Origin of the sequence: Pseudomonas sp. GWSMS-1 (genome assembly GCF_049847425.1) — a bacterium.
Lineage (GTDB): Bacteria > Pseudomonadota > Gammaproteobacteria > Pseudomonadales > Pseudomonadaceae > Aquipseudomonas.
The window spans coordinates 53,070-79,254 of sequence record NZ_JBMHHV010000005.1 but is presented as its reverse complement, the minus strand read 5'-3'; the positions used below and the strand labels follow the sequence as shown (position 1 = coordinate 79,254).

Below are 26,185 nucleotides of genomic sequence, written 5' to 3'. Positions count from 1 at the left end.
CCAACCTATGGAAGCTTGGCGTGACCCATCACTATGACCTGCTATTGATCGGCGCCGGCCACGCTCACCTCGGGGTGCTGCGGCGCTGGGCCTTGGTCGAACGGCCGCCGGGGCGTATCGCCCTACTCAGTGCCGGACCGGTGGCCTGGTATTCCGGCATGTTGCCAGGGCTGTTGGCCGGCCGGCATAGCGCTGCAGATTGCCAGGTGGAGCTGCAAACCTTGTGTCGTGCGGCCAAGGTTGAGCTGGTCATCAGCCCGGTAGAAAGCTTGTCCGCGGCCCAGCAGCAGGTGCAGCTTGATGATGGCCGTACCCTCGACGCCAGCTGGTTATCGCTGAACGTCGGCGCGCAGATCAGCGCACCGCCCCAGCAGGGCGAGGCCATGCAGCTGCTGGCCGTCAAACCCTTCGATAGATTCCTTGCCGGTTGGCAGCAGTGGCAGGCCGCGCCCCGGCCCATGGCCATTCTCGGTGGCGGCGCGGCGGGGTCGAGTTGGCCCTGGCCTTGGCCGGCCAGGTGCCACAGCTGGCGCTGTTCTGCGCCGGCCATCTACTCGATGGCTTGTCGCCTGGGGTGCGTTTGCGCGCGCTCGGCCACTTGCGCCAACACCGCGTAGAAGTGCGCGAGGATTGCCCAATCAGCCGCATCGAGAACGACTGCCTGCTCAGCGGCAATGCGCCGGTCTGGCGCGGCCAGCGGTTATTGCTGGCCAGCGGTGCCAAGGCCTTTGCCTGGCCGCAGCACAGCGGCCTGGGCTGCGATGAGCGCGGCTTTGTGTTGATTGCACCCACCCTGCAGAGCTACACCCACCCAACAATTTTTGCTGTGGGCGACTGCGCCAGCCTGCCCGGTGCACGCAAGAGCGGGGTGTATGCAGTTCGCCAGGGCCCGGTGCTGGCCACCAATCTGAGTGCGGCGCTGCGCGGTTTGCCGCTCAAACGCTACCGCCCACAGCGGCAAAGCCTGGCCCTGCTGGCCACCGGTGATGGCGGCGCCCTGCTGGACTGGCACGGCTACAGCGCCGGCGGGCAACTCTATGGCCGCTGGAAAGATTTTCTTGATAAGGGTTTTATCCAGCGTCATCGTTTTTAGCCGCTCTGCGCCCTAACACCACGGGGTTAACCAAACGCTAAGTGATTAACGCACCTGCGACCAAAGTGTCATGGCTGAATACGCCCATGGCTGCTCGAATCAACCTTTCAGCAAAGGTTGGCCGCAGGGAGCGTCACCCACTATGGTCTATAGAATTGTCGACAGCGGCCGATTGCCTAAGCAGGCATATCCAACTGCACGCACCCAGGTTCCAGCAGGCATGGCCCGCCCACCGCATAGCGGCGCGCCACAGGCAGTTTCTGGCCTTGCTTGGGCCAGAATAAGAATAATGAGGTTTGTCATGCGCTCCGCGTTTATTACCTATCCCAAGGCTTGCCTGCTGCACGCCGTCGGGCTGGCCGGATTAATGGTGGCCTATCAACAGATCCAGCTGCCCTGGTTTATCAGCATTCCGTCGTTCCTGCTGTTGGCGCTCTGGCCCTGGCTCGGGCCCTGGCAGCGTCAGCACGAAGAGCCGCTCTCGCAGGCCAATCCGCAGCATCCATCATTCAACGACCTTAGCCAGAGCCTGTCGCGGCAAACCTGCCACAACGCCCTGGCCGCCGCCGAAGTGGCCCATGCGGCGCAGCAACTGGCCGGCAAGCTGCACTCGCAGCTGAGCGCCACCGAGCAGATCAACCAGGCCGCTGAGGCCATCACCCACACCGAACAGGACAACGCTCAGCGCGCCGAGCAAACCCTGCTGGCCGCGCAAAGCGTGCGCCAGAACAGCGCCAGCGGGCAGCAAGAGCTGCGTGAAGCGATCGAGGCCATGCAGCAGTTGAGCGCGCAGACGGCGACCAGCCGCGAGCTGATCGACGGCCTCAGCAGCCGCACCGAACAGATCGAGAAAGTCACCCAGGTGATCCAGTCTATTGCCAGCCAGACCAACCTGCTGGCGCTCAATGCGGCCATCGAAGCAGCCCGCGCCGGTGAACTCGGCCGTGGTTTTGCCGTGGTCGCCGATGAAGTGCGCAACCTCGCTGGGCGCACCAGCAGCGCCACTGAGGAAGTCGCGCAGATCGTCGGCGATATCCGCCAGCAAAGCGGCGCCGTGGTCAGCCACATGCAACAACAAGCCGAGCAGCTCACCCAGGCCGCGCAACAGATCGAGCATACCGGCGAGCAACTGCTGGGGATTGCCGAGTTGGCCGAGGATGTCGAAGCCCAAGTTGGGCAGATCGACAGCGGCACCCGGCATAACCACGAACGCCTGGCCGAACTGTCAGTCGCCGTCGGCCAATTGCGCGGCGATGTCGACGACAGCGAAGGGCAAACCCGCCAGCTCAGTAACGCCGCCGAGCGCTTGGTCGGCCAGGCGGAAAGCATCAGCGAGCAACTCGCCGAAGTCGGCCTGGATGACTATCACCAGCGTATTTTTGATCTCGCGCGTAACGCCGCCGCGCAGATTGCCGCGCAGTTCGAAAGCGATATCCAGGCTGGCCGGGTCAGCGTCAGCGACCTGTTCGACCGCCACTACCAACCGATTGCCGGCAGCTTCCCAGCCAAATACAGCACCCGCTTCGACCGCTATGCCGATCAGGTGCTGCCGACCATTCAGGAGCCGCTGCTCAGCCAGCATGAAGGCCTGGTATTCGCCATCGCCTGCACCCCGGAAGGCTATGTACCGACCCACAACAACGCCTTCAATCATCCGCCCTGCGGTGACCGTACCGTAGACACCCTGAAGAGCCGTAGCAAACGCCTGTTCAACGACCGCACCGGCATCCGCTGCGGCAGCCATCAAAAGCCGTTGCTGCTGCAAACCTATATGCGCGACACCGGCGAGCTGATGCACGATCTGTCGGTGCCGATCATGGTTCAGGGCCGCCATTGGGGTGGTTTACGCCTGGGTTATAAGCCCCAGGCCTAAATCGGAGCGACGCTACCCCGTTGATACCCCCTTGTCAGGCCAGGGCGGCGAGGCGCACGGATAGGCACTAAAGTGCTGCCGGGTATTCATTCTCTCGATACTCGACATTAAAACTTTTGAATTATCGAATCACCGCAGTGCTCCTATGCTGTACGCCATTCACGCTAGCCATGGGCATTTGCCCACAAGGAGCACGTTATGAAGATTCTGCTGGTTCTGACTTCCCACGACCAACTCGGCGATACGGGCCACAAGACCGGTTTCTGGCTGGAAGAATTTGCTGCGCCTTATTACGTGTTCAAGGATGCCGGTGCGCAGCTGACCCTGGCCTCGCCCAAGGGCGGTCAGCCCCCCCTTGACCCGAAAAGCGCTGATGCAGATGCGCAAACCGCCGCTACCGAACGCTTCAACGCCGACCCTGCCGCGCAACAAGCACTGGCCAACACAGTGCCGTTAAGCCAGGTGAAGGCGGAGGATTTCGATGCGGTGTTCTACCCCGGTGGCCACGGTCCGCTGTGGGATTTGGCCGAAGACCGCACCTCGATTGCCCTGATCGAACGCTTCCAGGCACTCAACAAGCCGGTGGCGGCGGTGTGTCATGCACCGGGCGTGCTGCGCCATGTGAAAGCGGCCAACGGTAAGCCGCTGGTCAGCGGTAAAAAAGTCACCGGGTTCAGTAACAGCGAAGAAGCGGCGGTGCAGCTCACCGAAGTGGTGCCCTTCCTGGTGCAAGACATGCTGATCGCTAACGGCGGCCATTACACCAGCAAGAACGACTGGCACAGCCATGTGGCGGTCGACGGCCTGCTGATTACCGGGCAAAACCCGGCGTCCTCAGAGGCCACCGCCGACGCACTGATCACGCTGCTAAACAGCCACTAATCGCTAAAGAGCCTGGCGTACAACTTAAACCCAGCTGAACGCCAAGCAGAGGTCATTTCAACCATGCAACTTAACGCCGATTTCAGCCAGCGGGCGCTTGTGCGTCCAGACGATAGCCCCTGGGTCGCATCGCCCATGCCCGGCGTGGAGCGGCGCATGCTCGACCGGGTTGGCGAGGAGGTAGCACGGGCAACCTCCATCGTGCGCTATGCCGCAGGCTCTCACTTCAGCGCGCACCAGCACCCCGGCGGTGAGGAGTTTTTGGTGCTCGAAGGGGTGTTCTCCGACGAGCGCGGTGATTACCCGGCCGGCACTTATGTGCGTAACCCAATTGGCAGCCAACATGCGCCGTTCAGCCGCGATGGCTGCACGATCTTCGTCAAACTCATGCAGTTTGATCCAGCAGATGATCAGCACGTCGTCATCGACAGCAACCGCGCCGAGTGGCGCCAGGGCTTGGTCCCCGGCCTGCAGGTGTTGCCGCTGCATCAACATGGCACCGAGCATGTGGCGCTGGTGCGTTGGGCGCCAGGCACCTATTTCAATGCGCACCGGCATTGGGGCGGCGAAGAGATTTTGGTGCTCGAAGGCACCTTTCAGGATGAGTTCGGCGACTACCCTGCCGGCAGCTGGCTACGCAGCCCGCACCTGTCGCAGCACACCCCATTCAGTGAACAGGGGTGCCTGATCTGGGTAAAAACCGGGCACCTGCCCGATTAACCCTCGCTGGTCATCAACCGCTTGTACACACGGGTGCGCCGCGCCGCTTTGAGTTGCTCCAGCAATAAGGCGCGCAGCGGTGACACCTGCGCATGAGTGCGCTTACCGCGGCTGAGTTGGCGCAACTGAAACTTCACCGTGGCCATATAGGCCAGCGAGGCCAGCGCCTTGTTCTTCCAACGAATCGGCGGCAGTTCGGCGCAGGCCTCGTGAAGCCCTGCCTGCCACTGCTTAGGCAATGCCGGCTCAATGGCCAACGCCGTACCAATACCGGCCATGGCCACACCGCTGGCCAAGACCTGCTCCACCACCGGCAGACGGCGAATACCGCCAGTGACCATCACCGGCATCTGCGCCACGGCAGCGATCTCGCCGGCAAACTCCAGAAAATAAGCCTCGCGCGCCAAGGTACGGCCATCGCGCGAATCACCTTGCATGGCCGGTGCCTCGTAGCTGCCGCCAGACAACTCAACCATGTCCACCGCCAACTCATTGAGCAACAGCACCACCTGCTTGGCATCGGCTTCGGCAAAACCGCCACGCTGAAAATCCGCCGAGTTGAGTTTGACCGCCACGCTGAAACCCGGCGCGACCCGCGCACGCACGGCCTTGATAACCTCCAGCAGCAAACGGGCGCGATTTGCCAACGAACCGCCCCAGTCATCGGTGCGCTTATTGCTCAGTGGCGAGAGAAACTGGCTGATCAGATAACCGTGCGCCGCGTGAATCTGCACGCCATTGAAGCCGGCCTGTTCGGCGAGCTGGGCAGACCGGGCAAAGCGCTCAATCAATGCGGCAATCTCAGCATCATCCAGCGCCTTGGGCACGGGGAACATCTTCGACAAGCCACCCAACTCCAGCGCTACCGCAGAGGGCGCAACGGTTTGCTGACCGAGATTGGCCTGCATCTGCCGCCCTGGATGGTTGAGCTGCATCCATATCTGCGCACCGTGGGAGCGGCCAATGCGCGCCCACTCACGGAATTTATCCAGCTGCCGCTGATCCTCCAGCACCACACCACCAGGGCCGGTCATGGCGCGGCGGTCGACCATGACGTTCCCCGTCAGCAGCAAGCCCGTACCGCCTTCGGCCCAGGCCTGATACAAGCGCAGCAACTCGGCGGACGGCCCCTGCGCCACGTCAGCGAGGTTCTCTTCCATTGCCGCCTTGGCAATACGATTAGGGATAACGCTGCCGTTGGGCAGTTGCAGAGCTTCGAATGCGCGCATAGACGACTCCGGGTGGCAGATCGAACAAGCCTAAGGTTAAAGTCAGCTTTAAGGTCAATAGCCCGGAGTAAAGCGCATGAAGATTGGCGAACTGGCGACCCGCAGTGGCCTGGCGTCGTCGCGCATTCGTTTCTATGAAGCCAGCGGGCTGATCAATGCCCAACGCCAGGCCAACGGTTACCGGCACTACCCCGAGCAAGCCGTGCAAACCCTGGCCATCATAAGCGGCGCGCAACAGGCCGGATTTAGCCTGGACGAGATTCGCCGCTTGTTGCCGCAAACCGAGTCACAGGGCTTGGGGCACGCTGAATTGCTCGCCAGCCTGCAACGCAAGGTCGTCGAAATCGAGGCCATGCAGCAGCGCTTGCTCGAGAACAAAGCACAACTGCTGACGATCATCGCCACCATCGAAAATAAACCCGAAGGCATGCCCTGCACCGAGAATGCCGAGCGGGTGCTGGCCAATCTGCGCGGCGCCTGAATCAGCCAAACAAGCCCGGCCAATGTTTAGCGATACAGCAACCAAGCATGTGAAAAATCAGATTTAACCGATGCTTGGCCCTGTGTGACCCTGCAGGCCATGTGTTCTTCCACCGCGTTTTCCGCCCCCTCTGCATGCGCCACGCAACTGTCTAGACGGCGCCATTGCGCCGCCCGGCAGAGCAATGCCACGCTGCCAAAACCCCTGGCCTTCTGGGCGCTCTGGCATTGCCGCCATGCGCGCCCACCGGATGCTGCACAGCTATTCCTCTGATTGCCTTGTAGCCAGCGCCGCTGGTTGCCAACGCGGAGCCCTGCCTGCTCCAGCCCCCGCATGTTGTACCCAGGAATCATCTTATGAATGCCGCAATCAAACCCGTGCTGCCCGCCGCCGAACGTTGCCCGTCCTATTACAGCGCCACCCTCAATGAAGAAACCGACTACCCGACCCTGCAAGGCGAGGTCAGTGTCGACGTGGTGATTATCGGCGGCGGTTTTACCGGCGTAGCGTCTGCCGTTGAATTGGCCGAACGCGGCCTGAAAGTGGCGATTGTCGAGTCCAACAAGATTGGCTGGGGCGCCACCGGACGCAACGGCGGCCAGGTCACCGGCAGCCTGTCGGGCGATGCGGCAATGACCAAGCAGATGCGCAACACCCTCGGCGAAGAGGTTGAAGACTTTATCTGGCACCTGCGCTGGCGCGGCCACGACATCATCAAGAACCGCGTGGAAAAGTACGGGATCAACTGCGACCTCAAGCACGGCCACATGCATGCGGCGATGAAGCCGGTACATATGCAGGAACTGGAAGCCACCTACAACGAAGCCGTACGCCGTGGCATGGCCGACGATGTCACTCTGCTTGACCGTGAGGGGGTGCGCAGCCACTTGGCCAGCGACCTGTACAACGGCGCGTTGAAGAACACCCGCAACATGCACCTGCACCCGCTGAATCTGTGTATCGGTGAAGCCAAAGCCGCCGCCAGCCTGGGCGCGCTGATCTTCGAACACTCCGAGGTGCTGGAAATCGTCCATGGCGACAACCCGGCGGTGGTCACCGCCCAAGGGCGGATCAACGCCAAACAGGTGCTGCTGGCCGGCGACGTGTACCACAAGCTGGAGCCGAAAAAGCTCAAGGGCATGATCTTCCCGGCCATGGGCGGCATCGTCACCACTGCGCCGCTGGGTGAACTGGCGAAGCAAATCAATCCGCAAGACCTGGCCGTGTATGACTGCCGCTTCGTCCTCGACTACTACCGCATGACCACCGACGGTCGCCTGCTGTTCGGCGGCGGCTGCAACTACTCGGGGCGCGATTCACGCGATATCGCCGCCGAGCTGCGCCCCGGCATCGAGCAGACCTTCCCGCAGCTCAAGGGCGTCGCCATCGACTTCCAATGGAGCTGCGCCATGGGCATCGTGATCAACCGCATCCCGCAGCTGGGCAAGCTCTCGGACAACGTCTGGTACTGCCAGGGCTACTCCGGCCACGGCATCGCCACCACCCACATCATGGGCGAGATCATGGCCAACGCCCTGACCGGCACCCTGGGTCATTACGACACCTTCGCCGCCTGTAAACACATCAAGGTGCCGCTGGGTGATGTGTTCGGCAACCCGATGCTGGCGGCTGGCATGTGGTACTACCAGATGCTGGAAAAGCTACGCTAAGCCACGCGCTTGTACTAAATCGCGGCCAAGACCGCTCCTACGACAGGTATGAGTCTGTAGGAGCGGCCTTGGCCGCGAGGGTTGGATCAGCGCAAGGTTCCTGAACCTCACCACGCTCATCAACAAAGGCCACCGCCGGCGAGCCATCAGCATTCAGCTGGTAGATCGCACTCGGCTGGCCGTTGTCGTTGAAGAACACCTGGCCGAGCCCCGCGCCATTCCACAGGCGTTCGCCGGCCTTGCTGCGCGAAGGGATACGCGGTTTGACCTGCATGCGCCGGCGGGTGGTCAGCCAGTTGAGCGGCGACCAAGGCGCATACAACCAGCGGTTGAGGCGGTCGAACCAGTCGAGCAGACGCGGAGGGAATTCATTCTTCAGGCCGCTGCTGGTGATCTGCCAAATTTGCGGGCCGCGTTTGCGCTGGCGGATCAGCACCTCGTAGACGAACGAGTAATGCACATCGCCGGAGAGAATCACGTAGTTACCCGGTGTACGCGAGTGACGGAAGATCTTCAGCATCACCTGCGCCGCGCCGCGGTGGGCCATCCAGTTTTCCGCATCGACCATCAGTGGATGGCCGGCCCAGCTGAAAATCTTCTGGATGGCCTCGATCAGCTTGACGCCGAACATCGGCGCCGGGGAAACGATGATTGCCGATGGCTGATCGAGCAGCGCCTGCTGAAACTCGCACAGCGCTTCCCAATCCAGCAGACCGGACGGCCGCTTGAGGTTGCGCTCGCTGCGCCAGCGCCGGGTGCGGGTATCCAAAACAACCAGCGCCGGGCTGCTCGGCAACACGAACTGCCACTGGTGGAAACTCAGTAGCTCGTCGATCAAAGCGTCCTGCGGCTTACTGTCCATATGGTTGGCGGCATCGCGACCCTCGGTCATCGCGCGGATCATCTGCAGCGGCTTGGCGAACACATCCGGGTTGTTACCCCAGCCCTGGCACAGCAGGTAGGCGATCAGCGCATTACCGATGATGCGTTTGGAGAACGGGTGGCCGTAGGCGGTTTCTTCCCACTGCGCGGAGAGGTTCCAGTCGTCGGTGATGTCGTGGTCATCGAAGATCATCAGCGTCGGCAAGTGGGCGAGGGCGCGCGCGACCTGGCCCAGGCCGCCGCGAAACGCTTCGATGCGCTCACGCTCAGCCTGGTAACGCGGCACTTCCTCGGTGCTGAGTGCCGGCATCTCGGCGTCCAGCAACGTCCAGGGCACGGGCGACCAGACCAGCAGGTACATGGCCAGCACTTCGGCGCAGGTGACCAGGTGGTTGTCGGCACTGCTGGTGGTAAACACCGGCTTTTCCACGCCACCGAAGAAGCGCTCACGCAGGGTTTCATTGCTCTTCAGCGCCGGCAGCAACTCAGCGCGCTGGTAGTAGCTGGCGGGGTGCTGGTACAGCGCCGTGCTGTCATCGACTACCGCACCTTCCAAATGCTCGCCAAACAAACCCAGGCGCTCGATCACCTGATGAACCGCCCGCAGCATCGGCCCGCTGACATCATCGGCGTAGATCTGGTCGCCACTCATCAGCAGCAATGCCGGGCGCTGTTCGGGGGTGTGCGCTTCGGCCAGTAGACGGTCGGCGCAGAGCAGGCCATCGGCCGCCGGGTGATGCGGCTTGCGGCAGGAACCGTGAAGCAGATGGTTCAGCTGCGCACGCAGAACGAAGTTGGCCTGGGTCGCGCCGTCGTACAGCAGATGCGGCGCCCAGTCGGCGATGCCCAGCGCGGCCTGACCAGGCTGTTCGATCAACAGGTCATAGTCGATCTGTACATCAGAGGGCAGCGGCGCTTCCAGCTTCAAGTCGATCAGGTGAATAAACGCCTGCTCACCGATCTGGATAACCTGGCAGCTGTCGCCTTGCAGTGAGTAGCCCTGCGGGTCCTCAGCGTCGCCATGCGTCAGCTGCAGGTTCAACGTCAGTGGCTGACTACTGACCAGCCACAGCACCAGGCGCTGCGATTCCATGCGGCGCAGCAGCGGGCCGGCCAGCACCAAGGGCAGGTCGGCGTGGGCAAGAGCGGTGGAGGTCGGCATCAGGGCATCGGGCTCTATGGAAATGTGGTTGGTAATAGAGCGTCATTCTGCGCCAGAGGTTCAGTCTCTGCAGGCTGAGCCTACTGCGCCGCCTGGCGCAGGCGCGGCAGATCGAGGAGTTCAATCTCGCCATAGGTCAGGCGCAAAATGCCCTGGCCTTCCAGCTCCTTGAGAATCTGATTGGTGGTTTGCCGAGAGATCGCCAGCATCAACGCCAGCTGCTCTTGGGGCAAATGCAGAACACGGCGCGGCTCACCTTCGCCGTAATTCTCGGCCATCAGCAGTAAGCGCCGAGCCAAACGGGCGGCGGCGGGCAGTAGGCTCATTTCTTCTAGAGCGATAAACGCCAGGCGCAGTTTCTGGCTCATCAGCAGGGCGAAGTCGCGCCAGTACTGCGGCTGTTGCTCAAGCAACGTGAGCAAGCGTGCCTGCGGTACCCACAACAGGGTTGAGGCACTTTCGGCAAAGGCGTCGTGGGTGCGCGGCTGGCCGTCGAATAAGGAGATTTCGCCAAACCAGTAAGGCGCTTCGACCAGGGTCAGCAGCGCCTCTTTACCGGTCGCACTGACCGCACCAATGCGCATACCGCCAGCAACCACCGCATACAGGCCGCAGGGCTTGTCGCCACGACGAAACAGCACCTGGCCCGCGGCTAGCGGCTGCACCTGGGCGGCCGTCAACAGGGCTTCTTGCAACTCCATGGGCAAGGCGCTGAACCAGTGGCCCTGACGCAGACGCGCCTGATAAGCGTAGGCCGCCGCGCTCATCGGGCGCTCACAGAGCGGTGGCTCGCAGTTTGTCGGCTAGCTGACAGAGCCGTGCGAGTAGGCGAGTTCATGCTGAGCACCTGTCCTGCGTGAGGAAAATAATAATGAAAACCCTAGTCGACCATCTGGCGCAATACGCGGCGTATCACCGCGATCAACGCAACATTCTCAGCCACTTTATCGGTATTCCCCTGATTGTGCTGGCCGTGGCCGTGCTGCTTTCCCGTCCCGGCAGTGAGGTGTTCGGGCTGTGGCTGTCCCCAGCCTTGTTGGTGACGTTGGCTGCCGGAGTGTTCTACGTGCGCCTGGATCGGCGTTTCGGCCTGGTGATGGCGCTGCTGCTGGCGCTCAGCCTGTGGGTGGGCGCCGGCGTGGCGCTACAATCGACGCCAGTCTGGCTCAGCAGCGGCATTGGCCTGTTTGTGATCGGCTGGGTCATCCAGTTTGTCGGCCATTACTACGAAGGGCGCAAACCAGCGTTTGTCGATGATGTGATGGGCCTGGTGATCGGCCCACTGTTCGTCACCGCCGAAGCCGCCTTCCTGCTGGGCCTGCGCAAAGACGTTGAGCAGGCCATCGTCGAGCGCGCAGGGCCAACCTGCATCCGTGACAAGCACGCTAGCTCCTGAGCACGAACGGTACGGTTCAGCCTTTGGAGAGCGCCATCCACTGGTCAGTCAGTGACCGCGTATGGCGATACACGGTGATCGGCGCAAACGGCCGGCCCGAGGCGCTCTGCAGGGCGCTGCTCTGGCTATTGAGGTCAACCAGGGCGGCCTTGAGGTAATCCCAGCGGGTTTTCAGCTTGCCGACCTGCGGATCGGCCTTGCCATCCAGCGCAGCCAGTTGCGCATCCACTGAGGGCACGATCTTGCGCTCATCCTGGCCGAGGTAGGTATCAGGCTGCTCACGGGCGGTTTCGAAATTGCCGAAGTAGGCGCGGCTCAAATACTGCACCGCGAGGTATTCGAGCTTGGCGGACAGTTCACTGTCGTCCGGGCTGGCGAGTGTGCGGCTGTGCTCCAGCACGCCGAGCAGGGCTTTGCTGAGGTCCTCGGGGTAGCGCCAGGGCATGTCTTCTTCGTTCGGCCCAAAGGCCACGCCACGCCGAATCTGCACCACCAGTTCCTGATGCGCGCCGCGCAGGGCATCGCTGCTTTGCGGCAAGCTTTGCACGGCCGCCGCCAGGGCTTGCAGATCGTTCTCAAGGGCATCCTGATGTTTCTTTTGGAAACCTTCACCGCGTAACAGCATCAGGCTGCTGGTGGCCCGGCTGGCCTGTACCTGCACCTGTTCTTGCGGGGTCACGGCATGAGCTGCGGTCAGTGGTGAGAGAGCGGCCAGCAGGCCAATAACCGCGAGCAATAGCGGGCGATACAGCGATGTAAAACGCATACGAGGGGTGCTCCTTATTATTGTTGTGAGCAGCGCTGAGTCGAGTCAGCTAATACAAACGCGCGCCACAGGGTACTGCACTGAATAGCGCAGAAAAGCAGCCTAAAGAGTGATTTCGTCGGAAAGATGCGCCAATCCGCCAGATACGCTGCGCGCTGTAATCTGACGGCCCGTCAACTGGCACCCAGCAGTGACACCGACTTGACCTGCGCCCACAGTGATTGCTCGCGCTGAATGTTCAGGCGGTCGAAGGAGTAACGGGTGATCCGCGCCATCAGTTGCTCGCGCCCTACCTGCACACGCACCAGCACATGCGCCTGTTCGGCGACGTTGATCCAGTCCACTACCTGCGCCGGTAGCAGGTTGAGCACACTGCTGTGCTGCGCCTGCTGCAGGCTCAGGCTGACATCGCGCGCCTTGATCTTGACCCGCACCAACTGACCCTGCGGCAGCGGCCCATGGGGCAACTGCAGGCTAATGTCGCTACCGGGCAACTGCACCGCGAGCAACCCGTAAGCGGGGTCATGGGCCATGACCTGTGCATCCACAACGGCCTCGGCATCCTCCTCAAATACAAACGGCAGGTCGGCGCGCAGCAGGGTTTCCTTCAAGGGGCCGCTGGCGCTGACCTTGCCGTCTTCCAGCAACACCAGATGATCGGCCAGGCGCGCGACTTCATCGGGTGAATGACTGACATAGATAATGGGCATCTGCAGCTCACTGTGCAGGCGCTCCAGATAGGGCAGCACTTCCTGTTTGCGCTTGAGGTCGAGGGCAGCCAGTGGCTCATCCAGTAACAGCATCCGCGGGCTGGTCAGTAGGGCACGGGCGATGCCGACGCGCTGCTGCTCGCCACCGGATAGCTTGCCCGGCAAACGCTGCAGCAAATGGCCAATACCCAGTAACTCCACTGCCTGCTCCAGAGCAATACGCCGCTGCGCTGCAGGAATACGTTTAAGCCCGTACTCCAGGTTGCGCCGCACCGACAGATGAGCAAACAGATTGGCGCCCTGAAACACGTAACCCACGGCGCGTTTGTGGGCTGGCACGAAGAGGCCTTGGGCACTGCCTTGCCACACCTCGCCATTGACCTGCAGATAGCCCTCGCTGGGCCGATCCAGCCCGGCAAAACAGCGCAGGCAACTGGTCTTGCCTGAGCCCGAGTGGCCGAACAAAGCACTGACCCCACGACCGGGCAGGCTGAGATCGACATCCAAAGTGAAGCCAGCATGCTCAACCTTGAAGCGCGCCTGGATTTCGCCCGCGCCGCCAAGCGTCGGCGTCGGCACATTGCGCCGCTGCAACGGCCAGATCATTGCCACACCCGCTGGCTGCTTCGCCCGGAATACAGGGCCAGCAGCACGATAAAGGAAAACAGCACCATCCCGCCGGCCAACCAATGGGCCTGGGCGTAATTCATGCTTTCCACGTGGTTGTAGATCTGCACAGACGCCACCTGGGTCTTGCCGGGGATATTGCCGCCAATCATCAGCACCACACCGAACTCACCAACGGTATGGGCGAAGCCGAGAATGGAGGCGGTCACAAAACCCGGTTTGGCCAACGGCAGCACCACCGTAAAAAAAGCATCCCACGGCCCAGCACGCAGCGTGGCGGCGGCCTCCAGCGGCGCCCGACCAATTGCCTCAAAGGCGTTCTGCAGCGGCTGTACGACAAAGGGCAGGGAATAGAACACCGAGCCAATCAGCAGCCCGGTAAAGGTAAACGTCAGGGTGCCCAACCCGAGGCTCTGCGTTAGCTGACCGATAACGCCGTGCGGACCCATGCTCACCAATAGGTAGAAACCGATCACCGTGGGCGGCAGCACCAGCGGCAGGGCGACGATGGCGACAATCGGCTGCTTCCAGCGCGAGTCGGTACGCGCCAACCACCAGGCAATCGGCGTACCGATCAGAAGCAGCAATACCGTGGTCAGCGCGGCCAGCTCAAGCGTCAGCAATACCGCAGCAAAATCAGCGTTAGTCAGAGGCATCAGCACATCCCTTTAACGCTGATAGCCGTAAGACTGGATAATCGCGGCCGCTTTTTCGCCTTTGAGGTACTCGGTAAAGGCCAGCGCAGCAGGGTTGTGTTGGCCTTTTTTAAGGATCAACGCATCCTGCTTGATGGGTGTATGCAGCTCCGCCGGCACCCGCCAGGCCGATCCGCTGCTGAGCTGGCCATCCTTGTACACCTGTGACAGGGCGACAAAACCCAGCTCAGCATTCCCGGTGGCAATGAACTGATGCGTTTGAGTGATGCTCTGCCCCTCAACCAGTTTGTCTTTCAGCGTTGCGCTCAAACCTAACGCCTCCAGCACCTGGCTGGCAGCCAGGCCATAAGGCGCAGCCTGCGGATTGGCCATCGCCAAGTGCCTGAACGAGCTGGCCTTGAGCACAGCGTCACTGCCATCCAGATAGCCTGGCTGAGCCGACCACAACACCAAACGGCCGACCGCGTAGGTAAAACGCGAGCCGCTGACCCCCAGGCCTTCACGCTCCAACTTGGCCGCCGTGCGTTCATCGGCACTGAAGAACACCTCGAACGGTGCGCCATTGCGGATCTGCGCATACAGCTGGCCGGTGGCCCCAAAAGAGGCGATCACACTGTGCCCGCTATCGCTCTCAAACGCCCGGGCAATGGCCTGTAACGGTGCGGTGAAGTTAGCCGCAACCGCCACCTGTACCTGCTCAGCCAGGACGTTACCGGTGAATGCCAGCGCCGCGAATAGCGGACACAGCGTGTGCAAAATGCCAGACCTCATACCGACTCCTAGGGGTGACGTGATAGCAGCAATGCCGCAACAATTAGCGTTATATACAAGAGAACATAGCGATAGGCGAAACTTATTCGTGCTGGCTGCACGCCTACGCATAAGCAGACGGAGGGAAATGCCGTAAGGGTTGGGATGTCGACGCAACCGTTTTGTTGAAACCAGGCGGCAACCTCAGGCTTCAACGCCGTGCGGCGAACGACCAAGCATTGCCCATGGCTTAGTCGATTCGGCGCCAGACACTGGCTAGCCAAGGTTGCTGTTCGCGCGGCAAGCCGGCTGGGCGGTAGTAATGCTGCAGTTCGCTAAAACCCGCGGCGGTTAACAACGCGCGCCAGGTGCTCAGGTCGTAATAGGCAGCGTAGCGGTCACCCTGCCAGCCTTCCTGATTATCGCCACGGGGGTTGGAGCTGAACAACACGCCGCCCGGTTTGAGCGTGGCATGCAACTGCGCCAGCACCCGTGGCAATTCCTGACTGGGAATATGGAACAGCACGGCATTGGCGAACACGCCGTCAAAGCGCTCGGGCGGCAGATCGAGGGCGAGAAAGTCCTGCTGCCAGGCTTCGCAGCCACTGTCCGCGCGGGCCATTTCGACAAAACGCGGGCAGCCGTCCAGACCAACGGCGGTGTGGCCCATGGCGCTGAAGGTGCGCAGATCGCGCCCGGGGCCGCAGCCGAAATCGAGAATCTGGTAGGGCGCAGTCGCTTCAATGGGCGCGAGCAGGGCGGCGATGTTCTGGCTGACATCGTGCTCGCGGGTGCCCTCACGAAAGTCTTCGGCGCAGTCCTGATAGTGCCGCACCGTCAGCGCGCTGATCTGCGCCAACTGCTCCGCGCTCAGTCGCATAAGCGCTTAACCCTCGGCCAACAAACGGCGTAACTCAGCCAATACCGGAGCGCTGGCCGGGCGTATATCGCGCCACAGGGTAAAGGCCTCAGCCGCCTGCTCGACCAACATGCCCAAACCATCCAGGGTGCGTGCCGCGCCCTGTTCGGCGGCCCAACGGTTGAAGGCCGTCAGCGCCTTGCCGTACATCATGTCGTAACACAGGGTATGCCCCGGCTGGATCAGGCTCGGCGCAATCGGCGGTACATCACCCGCCAGGCTGGCCGAGGTGCCGTTGATAATCAGGTCGACCGGCGCATCGATCCAGTCATAACCGCTGGCGACCACCGGCCCCAAGTCGGCGAATTCACGGGCTAATTGCTCGGCCTTTTCCACCGTACGGTTGGCAATCACCAGCGCCGCCGGCTGTTCGGCCAGCAACGGTTCCAGCACCCCGCGTACCGCACCGCCCGCGCCGAGCAGGAGGATGCGTTTACCTTTGAGCGGCACCCCGGCATTCACCGTCAGATCACGCACCAGGCCCGCGCCGTCGGTGTTATCACCGAGCAGGCTGCCGTCGTCCAGCTTCTTCAGGGTATTCACTGCACCGGCGCGGCGGGCACGGGCGCTGAGCTGATCGGCCAGGGCAAACGCCTGTTCCTTGAACGGTACGGTGACATTGGCACCCAAACCATGCTCGAAGAAAGCGCGGGCATAGCCGGGGAAATCCTCCAGCGGCGCCAGTAAGGCCTCATAGCTCAGCTGCTCACCGCTCTGCTCGGCAAACAGGCGATGGATCAGCGGCGATTTGCTATGGACGATGGGGTTACCGAATACACCGTAGCGGTCCATGGAACATCCTTTCTAATTTCAGAGTCACTGCCTAAGCCGAGAGTCCAAAGCCGATGTAGCCCGGATGAAATCCGGGAGCGGTCACTGGAACTCCCCCGGATTTCATCCGGGCTACACCATTACGCCTTGGCCGACAGCCAATCGCGGTCGGTGAGAAAGTACTCGGTCAGGCGCGCTTCTTCACTGCCTGGCTCGGGCTTCCAGTCGTAGCCCCAACGCACATGCGGCGGCAGTGACATGAGGATCGACTCGGTGCGCCCGCCAGACTGCAAGCCGAAGAGCGTGCCACGGTCGAACACCAGGTTGAACTCGACGTAGCGACCACGGCGGAAGGCCTGGAATTCGCGCTCGCGCTCACCATAAGGAGTCAGCTTGCGGCGCTGCACGATGGGCAGGTAAGCCTCGATATAGGCATCGCCGATGGCGCGCATAAAGGCGAAGCTGGTGTCGAAGTCCCACTGATTGAGGTCATCGAAGAACAGCCCGCCAATACCGCGCGGCTCGCCTCGGTGCTTGAGGTGGAAGTAGCGGTCACACCACTCTTTGAACTTCGGATAAACCTCGGCACCGAAGGGCGCGCAGGCGTCATGAGCCACCTGGTGCCAATGCGCACAATCTTCTTCATTGCCGTAATACGGGGTCAGGTCGAAACCGCCACCGAACCACCAGACTGGCTCTTCGCCCTCTTTCTCGGCGCTGAAGAAGCGCACGTTGGCGTGGGACGTTGGCACGTAGGGGTTTTCCGGGTGAATCACCAACGACACGCCGAGGGCTTCAAACCCCCGACCGGCCAATTCTGGGCGATGGGCGCTGGCCGAAGGCGGCAGGCTGTCGCCGAACACATGGGAGAAGTTCACCCCGCCCTTTTCAATCAGCGCGCCATTCTCCATGACCCGCGTGCGGCCACCGCCACCCGCCGGGCGCTGCCAGGCATCCTCGAAGAACTCGGCACCGCCATCCTCGGCTTGCAGGGTGTTACAGATACGGTCTTGCAGATCCAGCAGGTAGGCTTTGACGGCCTCAGTACGGTCACTCACGGCGGCACCTTGAAAGCAGGTAAGGCGGCTCAGCAGCCAGAGGGCTGAGCGGCGAAATCGGCGGCAAGCATAACATTTGCATTCGCCACCTCGCAGTTGACGCGGGTCAATGGAGAGGATTGGATAGCACACCCTTATCTAGCGTCAGGAGACCGGCATGGCCAAGCGTATCCAGTTCAGCCACCACGGCGGCCCGGAAGTTCTCGAATACAGCGACTACACCCCTGCCGCACCAGGCCCTAGTGAAGTCCGCGTGCACAACCAGGCGATTGGCCTGAATTTTATCGACACCTATTTCCGCAGCGGCCTGTATGCACCGCCCAGCCTGCCAAGCGGCCTGGGCACCGAGGGTGCGGGGATTATCGAGGCGGTGGGTTCTGCTGTAAGCGGTTTTCAGGTGGGCGACCGCGTGGCCTACGCCACCGGGCCGCTGGGCGCGTACAGCGAGCTGCATGTATTGCCCGCCGAGAAGCTGGTGAAATTGCCGGATGCGATCAGCTTCGAGCAAGCGGCAGCTGTGATGCTCAAGGGCCTGACCGTGCAGTACCTGCTGCGTCAGACGTTTGCCCTGCAGGGTGGCGAAACCATCCTGTTCCATGCCGCCGCCGGCGGGGTCGGTTCCCTCGCTTGCCAATGGGCCAAGGCGCTGGACGTCAAGTTGATCGGCACCGTTAGCTCGGCCGAGAAAGCCGCGCGGGCCAAGGCGCAAGGCGCCTGGGCAACCATCGATTACAGCCATGAAAATGTCGCCCAGCGTGTACTGGAACTAACCGACGGCCAGAAGTGCCCGGTGGTTTACGACGGTGTTGGCAAGGACACCTGGGAAACCTCGCTGGACTGCGTGGCCCCACGCGGTTTGCTGGTCAGCTTCGGCAATGCCTCTGGCGCGGTGACGGGGGTCAACCTGGGCATCCTCGCGCAGAAGGGCTCACTGTTCGTTACCCGACCGACGCTGGCGGGCTATGCCGATACGCCGGCACGCCTACAAAGCATGGCCGACGAGCTGTTTGCCATGATCGAAAGCGGCAAGCTGCACGTGGACATCAGCAACCGCTATGCCCTCAAGGATGCAGCAGTGGCGCAAACCGCCCTGAGCGCGCGGCAGACCACCGGCTCGACCATTCTGCTGCCGTAAAAATCCGTAGGGTGGGTGAGTGACGCCTCCACACAACGTGCATCCAGTGAGGTGCCCGTACGTCGCGTAACCCACCCTTCAGACGCGCGGAAAACCCTCAGGACGGTCTGATCACATCCCCAGTGATCAGGTCACGGATCAGGCTGGGGTTCTTGCGCCCGCCTAAAGCCCCGCCAAGCACAGCATCCAGCTGACCGGGGAAATACTGCTCGACCCTTAGGCGCGAGCGCGCGGACGGTCGGCCCGCGGGATTGGCTGACGTTGAAACCAGTGGCCCGGTCAGACGGCAAAGCGCACGGACCTGCGGATGGTCGCTGACGCGCAGGGCCACGCTGTTGTGCTGGCCGCTGATCCACTCGGGTAAGCGATTCTGATGCGGCACCAGCCAGGTGTTGGGCCCCGGCCAGCTACCGGCCAAGCGCGCCAGCCAGATTTCCGGCAGGTCTTCGAGGAGGAAGTTGAACTGCTCGATATCGCCAGCGACCAAAATAAGCCCCTTGTGCATGGGCCGATCCTTCAACGCCAACAAGCGCTCCACGGCTTCGGCATGCCAAGGGTCACAGCCCAGGCCCCATACCGCTTCAGTCGGATAGGCAATCACCCCGCCATTGCGCACAACCAGTGCGGCCTGTTGTATTTGCCAGTTGCTGACCATTGACTGCTCTCCACTAAGGTCTAACGGGCAGTGTATCCAAGCCAAGAGCCTATACAAGGTCTCGCGCGCCAGAGCCAAGCCAAGCAAAAGTGCGCTGGCCAGCAGTGTTTAAGGCGGTAGCCGATCAAACATGCCGCATTGTCTTGCAGCCGATTAAGGCCCGCGAGCTACCCAGTGGCCATTTTCACACACCACTCGGCCTTCCAATTCCAACTCCGTCAGCGCGGCTAAAACCGCGGCCAACGGCAGACCACTGGCCACCACCAACGCCTCGCTGCTATGCGGAGCGGCGTGCAACAGGGCCAGTAATGGATGACTAAAAGGCTCCGCTTTATCCACCGCGCTCATTGGCGGCTGTGCCTGCCAGCCGCGCAAAGCCTGCAAAATATCCTCGATGCTTTCAACCAAGGTCGCGCCTTCACGGATCAGCTGATGACAGCCACGCGCCCCGGGATGATGAATTGAGCCGGGAATCGCATACACCTCGCGGCCCTGCTCGGCCGCCAGACGCGCCGTGATCAGCGAGCCGCTGGACGGGCTGGCCTCAACCACCAGTACGCCGACGGAGAGACCGCTGATGATGCGGTTACGCCGCGGAAAATTGCTGGCGTGCGGCGGGCAGTCCAACGGCAACTCGGAAACCAGCGCGCCGCCCTGGGCCACTATCGCCGCCGCCAACTGTTTGTGCCGCGCCGGATACAAACACTGCAAACCGGTACCCAGTACCGCCACCGTCTTGCCGCGGGCGTCGAGTGCGCCTTGATGGGCCGCGCCGTCAATGCCCAGCGCCAAGCCACTGGTTATCACAAAGCCGCCGCCGGCCAGGCTGCGAGCAAAGCTGTGCGCGGTATCCAGCCCAGGCCGCGATGCACGCCGGCTACCGACCATGGCCAGTTGCGGCTGTTCCAGCAGCGTCGGGTCGCCCTGCACAAACAACAGCGGCGGGGCATCCGTCAGTTCGCCCAGCAAACCGGGATAAATAGGGTCGTCCCACATCAGCAGGTGCTGCGTCTCGCCCTCCAGCCAGGCCAGACTGCGTGCGGCGCGCTCACGTACCTCTGAACTGCGCCGCGCCTCACTGCAGGCCTGCGGCAAACCCAATGAGCGCCAGGCGCTGGCCGGTGCGCTGAGCGCGGCAGACGCACTGTCGAAGGCACTGAGGAGTTTGCGAAAACGGCGGGGGCCCAGCTCCGGCAAGCAATGCAGGCGCAGACGGGCTTCAAGTTCGGCGGGGGAAATAAGGGCAGGTGGCGACATCGGGATCATCCTTGATCGGTCGCGCCGCGTGGGCGGCAGATTCAGGTCAGGCGGCCAGAGCTGGCACGCCATAAAAAGCCCCGCATCTGCGAGGCTTTCGGTGTTACGGGTTACGCACTTTGTCCATCAGCTCAAGCGAGCGAGAAGCGCCCAGCACCAGGCCATAGCTGAGCTTGTCGTAGATGCGGAACACCATCAGCAAGCCTGAACGCTCATCCGGAATTTTCACCGAGTCACCGGTTATGCGGTCACGCACGGTTTCGCCGGTTTTGTAGATCGCCAGCACGTTGCCTTCTTTCAGACCGTCACGTGCGCCTTTGTTGATGGTCACCACATCGAACTGACCAATCTGGGTCACACCGCGCGGCACATCGAGGATCACCCCGTTGACTTCACCCTCTGGCTCACTCGGCATAAAGGTCGAGTTGATCGCACGCTCTTCGGTGGCGAACAGGCGGTCGCCAAGGCGCACTTCCTGGGTCGAGCGGGTGAGTTCCATCGTGCCGACATCGCCTTCCTCGGCAACAATTTGCCCGGAGCCGATGTCGTCGGCGTTGATCCCAAGAAATTCCTTGGTCTCAGGGTCTGTATAGGTTTTGCCTTGACGGAAAATGCCGTAGGCCGGCGCGGCTTGATCAAAGCTGCCACGGGCATACACACGGTCACCAGCACCGCTGACGACGCGCTCGGCGTTGCCGGCGACGATATACGGCGCACCCAAAAACTGCTCGGGCTTATCCACAATGCGGTTGCTTAGCAGGAAGCTGTTGATCGCCTCCAGCGGAATGGCCGGAATGGCTTCAGCCATCGGCGTGCTGCGGATCTGCGGCGACAGTTTGATGGTGCCACGCGACTCGCCACGGTTAAGCATCAGGCGCGGTTGGCCATCAACATATACCAGGGTGAGTTGGTCGCCCGGATAGATCAGATGAGGATTTTCTACCTGTGGGTTGGCGTGCCAGATTTCTGGCCATTTCCATGGTTGGCTAAGGAATTTCCCGGAAATATCCCAGAGGGTATCGCCCTTGACCACGGTATAACGGTCTGGGTGACCGTCCTTGAGTTGCACGGCGGCCTGGGCCAAGCCACTTGCCGCAACCAGCAGCAGGGCGAGTAGTGATTTCCTCATGCGGTGAATCCCTTTATTATGTGCCTTCACGTGGAGCGCCCTAGCGCCGCGACAAAACCCAGTCGTGCTGCGGCGTGAAGCCGTTTTTCAATGCTGCTCATCATCTTAGCAGCGGATTTTGACTTTATTCCACAAGTGCATCACAAACGCATATGGCGATCCTGAATATCCTCGAATTTCCCGATCCGCGCCTGCGCACCATCGCCAAGCCGGTGGACGTGGTCGACGACGCCTTGCGTCAGCTGATCGATGACATGTTTGAAACCATGTATGACGCGCCCGGTATTGGCCTGGCAGCGACCCAGGTCAACGTGCATAAACGCCTGGTGGTGATGGACCTGTCTGAAGACAAGTCCGAGCCGCGGGTGTTTATCAACCCCGAGTTCGAACCGCTGACCGAAGAAATGGATCAGTACCAGGAAGGTTGCCTGTCGGTGCCGGGGTTCTACGAGAACGTCGACCGCCCGCAAAAGGTCAAGATCAAGGCGCTGGACCGTGATGGCCAGCCCTACGAGCTGATCGCCGAAGGCCTGCTGGCCGTGTGTATCCAGCATGAGTGTGATCACCTCAACGGCAAGCTGTTTGTCGATTACCTGTCTAATCTCAAACGCGACCGCATCAAGAAGAAGCTGGAAAAGCAACATCGCCAGCAGGCTTGATCCACACCTTTACAAAGGCTTGCTGCGGCAAGCCTTTTTCTTTTTAGCAGTGAGAATCCATGTCTGAGTCTTTGCGTATTGTCTTTGCCGGCACCCCGGAATTCGCCGCCGAACACCTCAAAGCCCTGCTCGACACACCCCACCAGATCGTTGCGGTGTACAGCCAGCCAGACCGCCCGGCCGGTCGCGGGCAGAAACTCACGCCCAGCCCGGTCAAACAGCTCGCCCTGCAACACGCCATCCCGGTGTACCAGCCGCAGACCCTGCGCGACCCGGTGGCGCAAGCCGAACTGGCGGCGCTCAAGCCCGACCTGATGGTGGTGGTCGCCTATGGCCTGATCCTGCCGCAAGTGGTGCTCGATATCCCGCGCCTGGGTTGTATTAATAGTCATGCCTCCTTATTACCGCGCTGGCGCGGGGCTGCGCCGATTCAGCGCGCGGTCGAAGCCGGCGATGCCGAGTCGGGTGTGACCGTGATGCAGATGGAGGCGGGCCTGGACACCGGGCCAATGCTGCTGAAAGTCAGCACCGCCATCAACGCCGAAGACAGCGGCGGTAGCTTGCATGATCGCTTGGCCGCGCTCGGCCCACCGGCCGTTATCGAGGCCATTGGTGGTTTGGCCGCTGGCACGCTGAAAGGTCAGGTGCAGGACGACAGCCTGGCCACCTACGCACACAAGCTCAACAAAGATGAAGCGCGGATTGACTGGAGCCGCCCAGCCGTTGAATTAGAGCGCCTGGTGCGGGCTTTTCACCCATGGCCGATCTGCCACAGCACCCTCAATGGCGAAGCCCTGAAAGTGCATGCCGCGCAGATGGGCGAGGGCAGTGGCGCCCCTGGCACCATCCTCGCCGCCGACAAGTCCGGGCTGACCGTGGCCTGCGGCACCGGTGCGCTGCGCCTGACGCGCCTGCAACTGCCGGGCGGCAAAGCGCTGAATTTCAGTGACCTGTACAACAGCCGCCGCGAGCAGTTCGCCGCCGGCTTGGTACTCGGTCAATGAACCCGCGTCTCGCCGCCGCCCGCGCCCTGGCCGTGGTGCTCAATGGCAAAGCCTCGCTGGGCAGCAGCCTGCCGCCGCTGCTGGATAAAGTTGAACTGCGCGACCGTGGCCTGACTCAGGACCTGGCCTTTGGCACCGCCCGCTGGCAACCGCGCTTGGCATTAATCGCCGATCAGCTGCTGCAAAAGCCCTTCAAGGCCGTCGACCGTGACGTTGAGGCGTTGCTGCTGATTGGCCTGTATCAGCTGTTCTATACGCGTATTCCGGCCCATGCCGCCATCGGCGAGACAGTGGCCTGTGTCGACAAGCTTAAGAAGCCTTCGCTCAAGGGCCTGCTCAACGCCGTACTGCGCAATGCCCAGCGCGACAGCGAAAGCATTCTTGCCAGCCTGGACCGCGACCCGGTGCTGCACACTGCGCATCCCCGCTGGCTGCAGAAAGCCCTGAAAGCGCAATGGCCGCAGCAGTGGGAAGCGATCTGCGCGGCCAACAACGCGCATCCGCCGCTGATTCTGCGGGTCAATCGCCGCCTTGGCAGCCGCGATGAGTACTTGGCCGAACTGCGCCGCGTTGGTTTCGAAGCCGAGCCTTGTTCGTTCAGCCGCGACGGCATCCGCTTGCTCCAGGCCTGTGATGTCACCACGCTACCGGGCTTTGCCGAAGGCCGCGTCAGTGTGCAGGACGAAGCGGCGCAACTGGCGGCCGAGTTGCTCGACCTCGCACCCGGCCAACGCGTGCTGGACGCCTGCGCCGCACCCGGCGGCAAGACCTGTCACCTGCTCGAAGCCGAACCGGCACTGGCCGGCGTGGTCGCGGTAGATCTGGAAGAAAAACGCCTGGTACGGGTGCGCGAGAACCTCAAGCGCCTGGGCCTGGACGCCGAGCTGATTGCCGCCGACGGCCGCGACTTAGACGCCTGGTGGGACGGTAAAGCGTTCCAGCGCATCCTGCTCGACGCGCCTTGCTCGGCTACTGGGGTGATCCGCCGCCACCCGGATATCAAACTGACCCGTCAGCCCGACGACATTGCCGCCCTGGCGCAGTTGCAAGGCGAGTTGCTGGACAGCCTGTGGCAAACCCTGGCGGTTGGCGGCATCCTGCTCTATGCGACCTGCTCGGTGATGCCGGCAGAAAACAGCGACAACATTGCCGCTTTTCTCGCCCGTACCCCCGGTGCGCGTGAGCTGGATATTGCCGAGGCGTTCGGTCACAAGACCGCCCACGGACGCCAGCTATTCCCGCAAGTAGACGGCCATGACGGCTTCTACTATGCCAAGCTGATGAAAATCGCTGCCGCTGCGCGCAGCTGAGGAACATACGGCATGAAGATCATCATTCTCGGTGCAGGCCAGGTCGGTGGCACCTTGGCGGAACACCTGGCCAGCGAAGCCAACGACATCACCGTGGTCGACACTGACGGTGAACGCCTGCGTGACCTCGGCGATCGCCTGGATATCCGTACCGTGCAGGGCCGGGGTTCGTTCCCCACGGTATTGCGCCAGGCCGGTGCAGACGATGCCGACATGCTGGTGGCGGTGACCAACAGCGACGAGATCAACATGATCGCCTGCCAGGTGGCCTACAGCCTGTTCCACACCCCGACCAAGATTGCCCGGGTGCGCGAAGCGGCCTACCTGACCCGCAGCGGCCTGTTCTGCAACGAGTCGATTCCGGTCGACGTACTGATCAGCCCCGAGCAGGTGGTGACCAATTACATCAAGCGCCTGATCGAATACCCCGGTGCGCTGCAGGTCATCGACTTTGCCGACGGCAAGGCACAGCTGGTCGCGGTCAAGGCCTACTACGGCGGGCCACTGGTCGGTCAGCAACTGCGGCAGTTGCGCGAACACATGCCCAATGTCGACACCCGCGTGGCGGCGATCTTCCGCCGTAACCGGGCGATCATGCCGAAAGGCGATACCGTGATCGAAGCCGATGACGAAGTGTTCTTTATCGCCGCCAAGGCGCATATCCGTGCGGTGATGAGCGAAATGCGCCGCATGGAAGACAGCTACAAGAAGATCGTCATCGCGGGCGGCGGGCATATTGGCGAGCGCTTGGCCGAAGCCATCGAGAGCCGCTACCAGGTGAAGATTATCGAGATGAACCCGGCGCGCTGCCGCTACCTCTCAGAAACCCTCGACAGCACCATCGTGCTGCAGGGCAGCGCCTCGGACCGCGACCTGCTGGTGGAAGAAAACATCAGCGACGCTGACCTGTTCCTGGCGCTGACCAACGACGACGAGGCCAACATCATGTCGTCCTTGCTGGCCAAGCGCCTCGGCGCGCGCAAGGTGATGACCATCATCAACAATCCCGCCTACGTGGACCTGGTCCAAGGCGGCGAAATCGACATCGCCATCAGCCCGCAAATGGCCACCATCGGCACCTTGCTGACCCACGTCCGCCGTGGCGATATCGAAAGCGTGCACTCCCTGCGCCGCGGTGCAGCCGAAGCCATCGAGGCCATCGCTCATGGCGATGCCAAATCGAGCAAGGTGGTCGGCCGCGCAATCAAGGACATTGACCTGCCGCCCGGCACCACCATCGGCGCGATCATTCGCAATGAAGAAGTGCTGATTGCCCATGACGCCACGGTGATCAATTCCGGCGACCATGTGATCCTGTTCCTGGTCGACAAAAAATACATTCGCGATGCCGAGCGGTTGTTCCAAGTCGGCCTGACCTTCTTCTAGGAAGC

At 62.0% G+C, this 26,185-nt stretch carries 26 protein-coding genes; 13 read left to right on the top strand and 13 right to left on the bottom strand.

The genetic code is table 11. The features are described from left to right. Positions 1-20: 20 nt before the first annotated feature. From ACEPAJ_RS03695 to ACEPAJ_RS03675, 5 genes are all read left to right on the top strand, one after another. On the top strand, positions 21-617 hold the full coding sequence (locus ACEPAJ_RS03695) for a hypothetical protein (RefSeq protein WP_425913620.1): 597 nt from the start codon (positions 21-23) through the stop codon (positions 615-617). After that, a complete protein-coding gene (locus tag ACEPAJ_RS03690; RefSeq protein ID WP_425917920.1) occupies positions 500-1,093 on the top strand; it encodes an FAD-dependent oxidoreductase in 594 nt (197 codons plus the stop codon). The genes ACEPAJ_RS03695 and ACEPAJ_RS03690 overlap by 118 nt, the downstream gene beginning before the upstream one ends. Positions 1,094-1,163: 70 nt before the next feature. Then, complete coding sequence (locus ACEPAJ_RS03685) at positions 1,164-2,966, top strand: methyl-accepting chemotaxis protein (protein ID WP_425913619.1); 1,803 nt, start codon at positions 1,164-1,166, stop codon at positions 2,964-2,966. A gap of 198 nt (positions 2,967-3,164) precedes the next feature. Beyond that, a complete protein-coding gene (locus tag ACEPAJ_RS03680) occupies positions 3,165-3,848 on the top strand; it encodes a type 1 glutamine amidotransferase domain-containing protein (protein ID WP_425913617.1) in 684 nt (227 codons plus the stop codon). A 63-nt stretch (positions 3,849-3,911) separates the two neighbouring features. Then, a complete protein-coding gene (locus tag ACEPAJ_RS03675) occupies positions 3,912-4,568 on the top strand; it encodes a cupin domain-containing protein (RefSeq protein ID WP_425913616.1) in 657 nt (218 codons plus the stop codon). Here ACEPAJ_RS03675 and ACEPAJ_RS03670 read toward each other — a convergent pair. Then, complete coding sequence (locus ACEPAJ_RS03670) at positions 4,565-5,797, bottom strand: NADH:flavin oxidoreductase/NADH oxidase family protein (RefSeq protein ID WP_425913614.1); 1,233 nt, start codon at positions 5,795-5,797, stop codon at positions 4,565-4,567. The genes ACEPAJ_RS03675 and ACEPAJ_RS03670 overlap by 4 nt on opposite strands. Positions 5,798-5,873: 76 nt before the next feature. Here ACEPAJ_RS03670 and ACEPAJ_RS03665 point away from each other — a divergent pair, with 76 nt between their 5' ends. After that, complete coding sequence (locus ACEPAJ_RS03665; protein ID WP_425913612.1) at positions 5,874-6,278, top strand: MerR family transcriptional regulator; 405 nt, start codon at positions 5,874-5,876, stop codon at positions 6,276-6,278. Between the two features lie 356 nt (positions 6,279-6,634). Beyond that, complete coding sequence (locus tag ACEPAJ_RS03660; RefSeq protein ID WP_425913610.1) at positions 6,635-7,948, top strand: NAD(P)/FAD-dependent oxidoreductase; 1,314 nt, start codon at positions 6,635-6,637, stop codon at positions 7,946-7,948. Between the two features lie 37 nt (positions 7,949-7,985). On the opposite strand, the gene ACEPAJ_RS03655 is transcribed toward ACEPAJ_RS03660, so the two are convergent. Both ACEPAJ_RS03655 and ACEPAJ_RS03650 read right to left on the bottom strand, forming a co-directional pair. Next, the gene (locus tag ACEPAJ_RS03655; protein WP_425913609.1) at positions 7,986-9,992 is read right to left on the bottom strand and encodes an alkaline phosphatase D family protein; all 2,007 of its coding nucleotides are present in this window, start codon (positions 9,990-9,992) and stop codon (positions 7,986-7,988) included. A gap of 80 nt (positions 9,993-10,072) precedes the next feature. After that, complete coding sequence (locus ACEPAJ_RS03650) at positions 10,073-10,759, bottom strand: Crp/Fnr family transcriptional regulator (RefSeq protein WP_425913607.1); 687 nt, start codon at positions 10,757-10,759, stop codon at positions 10,073-10,075. 104 nt (positions 10,760-10,863) lie between these two features. On the opposite strand from ACEPAJ_RS03650, the gene ACEPAJ_RS03645 reads away from it, so the two are divergent. Next, positions 10,864-11,388, top strand: coding sequence for a DUF962 domain-containing protein (locus tag ACEPAJ_RS03645; protein ID WP_425913606.1), 525 nt, complete (start codon positions 10,864-10,866; stop codon positions 11,386-11,388). 16 nt (positions 11,389-11,404) lie between these two features. On the opposite strand, the gene ACEPAJ_RS03640 is transcribed toward ACEPAJ_RS03645, so the two are convergent. From ACEPAJ_RS03640 to hemF, 7 genes are all read right to left on the bottom strand, one after another. Beyond that, positions 11,405-12,154: a hypothetical protein gene (locus tag ACEPAJ_RS03640; RefSeq protein WP_425913605.1), complete on the bottom strand. Its 750-nt coding sequence runs from the start codon at positions 12,152-12,154 to the stop codon at positions 11,405-11,407. 173 nt (positions 12,155-12,327) lie between these two features. Then, complete coding sequence (gene modC, locus ACEPAJ_RS03635; protein WP_425913604.1) at positions 12,328-13,470, bottom strand: molybdenum ABC transporter ATP-binding protein; 1,143 nt, start codon at positions 13,468-13,470, stop codon at positions 12,328-12,330. Further along, positions 13,467-14,147, bottom strand: coding sequence for a molybdate ABC transporter permease subunit (gene modB / locus ACEPAJ_RS03630; RefSeq protein ID WP_425913603.1), 681 nt, complete (start codon positions 14,145-14,147; stop codon positions 13,467-13,469). The genes modC and modB overlap by 4 nt, the downstream gene beginning before the upstream one ends. Before the next feature lie 12 nt (positions 14,148-14,159). After that, entirely contained in the window at positions 14,160-14,918 is a 759-nt protein-coding gene (gene modA, locus ACEPAJ_RS03625) for a molybdate ABC transporter substrate-binding protein (protein ID WP_425913602.1), read from the bottom strand. 229 nt (positions 14,919-15,147) lie between these two features. Continuing rightward, positions 15,148-15,777 (bottom strand): class I SAM-dependent methyltransferase, encoded by a 630-nt coding sequence (locus ACEPAJ_RS03620; RefSeq protein WP_425913600.1) that lies wholly within the window; start codon positions 15,775-15,777, stop codon positions 15,148-15,150. A gap of 6 nt (positions 15,778-15,783) precedes the next feature. Continuing rightward, positions 15,784-16,608, bottom strand: coding sequence for a shikimate dehydrogenase (aroE, locus tag ACEPAJ_RS03615; protein WP_425913598.1), 825 nt, complete (start codon positions 16,606-16,608; stop codon positions 15,784-15,786). 119 nt (positions 16,609-16,727) lie between these two features. Beyond that, positions 16,728-17,645 carry an oxygen-dependent coproporphyrinogen oxidase gene (hemF, locus tag ACEPAJ_RS03610; protein WP_425913597.1) on the bottom strand — a complete coding sequence of 306 codons (918 nt, stop codon included), beginning with the start codon at positions 17,643-17,645 and terminating at the stop codon, positions 16,728-16,730. Positions 17,646-17,802: 157 nt separating this feature from the next. Between hemF and ACEPAJ_RS03605 the strand changes: the two genes are divergently transcribed. Beyond that, positions 17,803-18,780, top strand: a complete 978-nt coding sequence (locus ACEPAJ_RS03605; RefSeq protein ID WP_425913595.1) for an NADPH:quinone reductase — start codon at positions 17,803-17,805, stop codon at positions 18,778-18,780. 97 nt (positions 18,781-18,877) lie between these two features. Here ACEPAJ_RS03605 and ACEPAJ_RS03600 read toward each other — a convergent pair whose 3' ends face one another. From ACEPAJ_RS03600 to ACEPAJ_RS03590, 3 genes are all read right to left on the bottom strand, one after another. Beyond that, the gene (locus ACEPAJ_RS03600; RefSeq protein ID WP_425913594.1) at positions 18,878-19,435 is read right to left on the bottom strand and encodes an L-threonylcarbamoyladenylate synthase; all 558 of its coding nucleotides are present in this window, start codon (positions 19,433-19,435) and stop codon (positions 18,878-18,880) included. Positions 19,436-19,588: 153 nt separating this feature from the next. Continuing rightward, entirely contained in the window at positions 19,589-20,692 is a 1,104-nt protein-coding gene (gene dprA / locus ACEPAJ_RS03595) for a DNA-processing protein DprA (protein WP_425913592.1), read from the bottom strand. A 103-nt stretch (positions 20,693-20,795) separates the two neighbouring features. Then, entirely contained in the window at positions 20,796-21,821 is a 1,026-nt protein-coding gene (locus ACEPAJ_RS03590; RefSeq protein WP_425913590.1) for a LysM peptidoglycan-binding domain-containing protein, read from the bottom strand. A 152-nt stretch (positions 21,822-21,973) separates the two neighbouring features. On the opposite strand from ACEPAJ_RS03590, the gene def reads away from it, so the two are divergent. Genes def through trkA form a run of 4 tightly spaced genes read left to right on the top strand, consistent with a single transcriptional unit; the run spans position 21,974 to position 26,180 of the window. After that, on the top strand, positions 21,974-22,480 hold the full coding sequence (gene def / locus ACEPAJ_RS03585; RefSeq protein WP_090254233.1) for a peptide deformylase: 507 nt from the start codon (positions 21,974-21,976) through the stop codon (positions 22,478-22,480). A gap of 59 nt (positions 22,481-22,539) precedes the next feature. Next, positions 22,540-23,484, top strand: coding sequence for a methionyl-tRNA formyltransferase (gene fmt / locus ACEPAJ_RS03580; RefSeq protein ID WP_425913587.1), 945 nt, complete (start codon positions 22,540-22,542; stop codon positions 23,482-23,484). After that, a complete protein-coding gene (rsmB, locus tag ACEPAJ_RS03575) occupies positions 23,481-24,794 on the top strand; it encodes a 16S rRNA (cytosine(967)-C(5))-methyltransferase RsmB (RefSeq protein ID WP_425913586.1) in 1,314 nt (437 codons plus the stop codon). The genes fmt and rsmB overlap by 4 nt, the downstream gene beginning before the upstream one ends. A 12-nt stretch (positions 24,795-24,806) precedes the next feature. Beyond that, on the top strand, positions 24,807-26,180 hold the full coding sequence (gene trkA / locus ACEPAJ_RS03570) for a Trk system potassium transporter TrkA (protein ID WP_274089007.1): 1,374 nt from the start codon (positions 24,807-24,809) through the stop codon (positions 26,178-26,180). The last annotated feature ends 5 nt before the right edge of the window (positions 26,181-26,185 follow it).

Coding starts and splice junctions, on each gene's coding strand:
- ACEPAJ_RS03685 (WP_425913619.1), top strand. CDS start 1,164: ATGGCTGAATACGCCCATGGCTGCTCGAATCAACCTTTCAGCAAAGGT.
- ACEPAJ_RS03680 (WP_425913617.1), top strand. CDS start 3,165: ATGAAGATTCTGCTGGTTCTGACTTCCCACGACCAACTCGGCGATACG.
- ACEPAJ_RS03675 (WP_425913616.1), top strand. CDS start 3,912: ATGCAACTTAACGCCGATTTCAGCCAGCGGGCGCTTGTGCGTCCAGAC.
- ACEPAJ_RS03670 (WP_425913614.1), bottom strand. CDS start 5,797: ATGCGCGCATTCGAAGCTCTGCAACTGCCCAACGGCAGCGTTATCCCT.
- ACEPAJ_RS03665 (WP_425913612.1), top strand. CDS start 5,874: ATGAAGATTGGCGAACTGGCGACCCGCAGTGGCCTGGCGTCGTCGCGC.
- ACEPAJ_RS03660 (WP_425913610.1), top strand. CDS start 6,635: ATGAATGCCGCAATCAAACCCGTGCTGCCCGCCGCCGAACGTTGCCCG.
- ACEPAJ_RS03655 (WP_425913609.1), bottom strand. CDS start 9,992: ATGCCGACCTCCACCGCTCTTGCCCACGCCGACCTGCCCTTGGTGCTG.
- ACEPAJ_RS03650 (WP_425913607.1), bottom strand. CDS start 10,759: ATGAGCGCGGCGGCCTACGCTTATCAGGCGCGTCTGCGTCAGGGCCAC.
- ACEPAJ_RS03645 (WP_425913606.1), top strand. CDS start 10,864: ATGAAAACCCTAGTCGACCATCTGGCGCAATACGCGGCGTATCACCGC.
- ACEPAJ_RS03640 (WP_425913605.1), bottom strand. CDS start 12,154: ATGCGTTTTACATCGCTGTATCGCCCGCTATTGCTCGCGGTTATTGGC.
- modC (WP_425913604.1), bottom strand. CDS start 13,470: ATGATCTGGCCGTTGCAGCGGCGCAATGTGCCGACGCCGACGCTTGGC.
- modB (WP_425913603.1), bottom strand. CDS start 14,147: ATGCCTCTGACTAACGCTGATTTTGCTGCGGTATTGCTGACGCTTGAG.
- modA (WP_425913602.1), bottom strand. CDS start 14,918: ATGAGGTCTGGCATTTTGCACACGCTGTGTCCGCTATTCGCGGCGCTG.
- ACEPAJ_RS03620 (WP_425913600.1), bottom strand. CDS start 15,777: ATGCGACTGAGCGCGGAGCAGTTGGCGCAGATCAGCGCGCTGACGGTG.
- aroE (WP_425913598.1), bottom strand. CDS start 16,608: ATGGACCGCTACGGTGTATTCGGTAACCCCATCGTCCATAGCAAATCG.
- ACEPAJ_RS03605 (WP_425913595.1), top strand. CDS start 17,803: ATGGCCAAGCGTATCCAGTTCAGCCACCACGGCGGCCCGGAAGTTCTC.
- ACEPAJ_RS03600 (WP_425913594.1), bottom strand. CDS start 19,435: ATGGTCAGCAACTGGCAAATACAACAGGCCGCACTGGTTGTGCGCAAT.
- dprA (WP_425913592.1), bottom strand. CDS start 20,692: ATGTCGCCACCTGCCCTTATTTCCCCCGCCGAACTTGAAGCCCGTCTG.
- ACEPAJ_RS03590 (WP_425913590.1), bottom strand. CDS start 21,821: ATGAGGAAATCACTACTCGCCCTGCTGCTGGTTGCGGCAAGTGGCTTG.
- def (WP_090254233.1), top strand. CDS start 21,974: ATGGCGATCCTGAATATCCTCGAATTTCCCGATCCGCGCCTGCGCACC.
- fmt (WP_425913587.1), top strand. CDS start 22,540: ATGTCTGAGTCTTTGCGTATTGTCTTTGCCGGCACCCCGGAATTCGCC.
- rsmB (WP_425913586.1), top strand. CDS start 23,481: ATGAACCCGCGTCTCGCCGCCGCCCGCGCCCTGGCCGTGGTGCTCAAT.
- trkA (WP_274089007.1), top strand. CDS start 24,807: ATGAAGATCATCATTCTCGGTGCAGGCCAGGTCGGTGGCACCTTGGCG.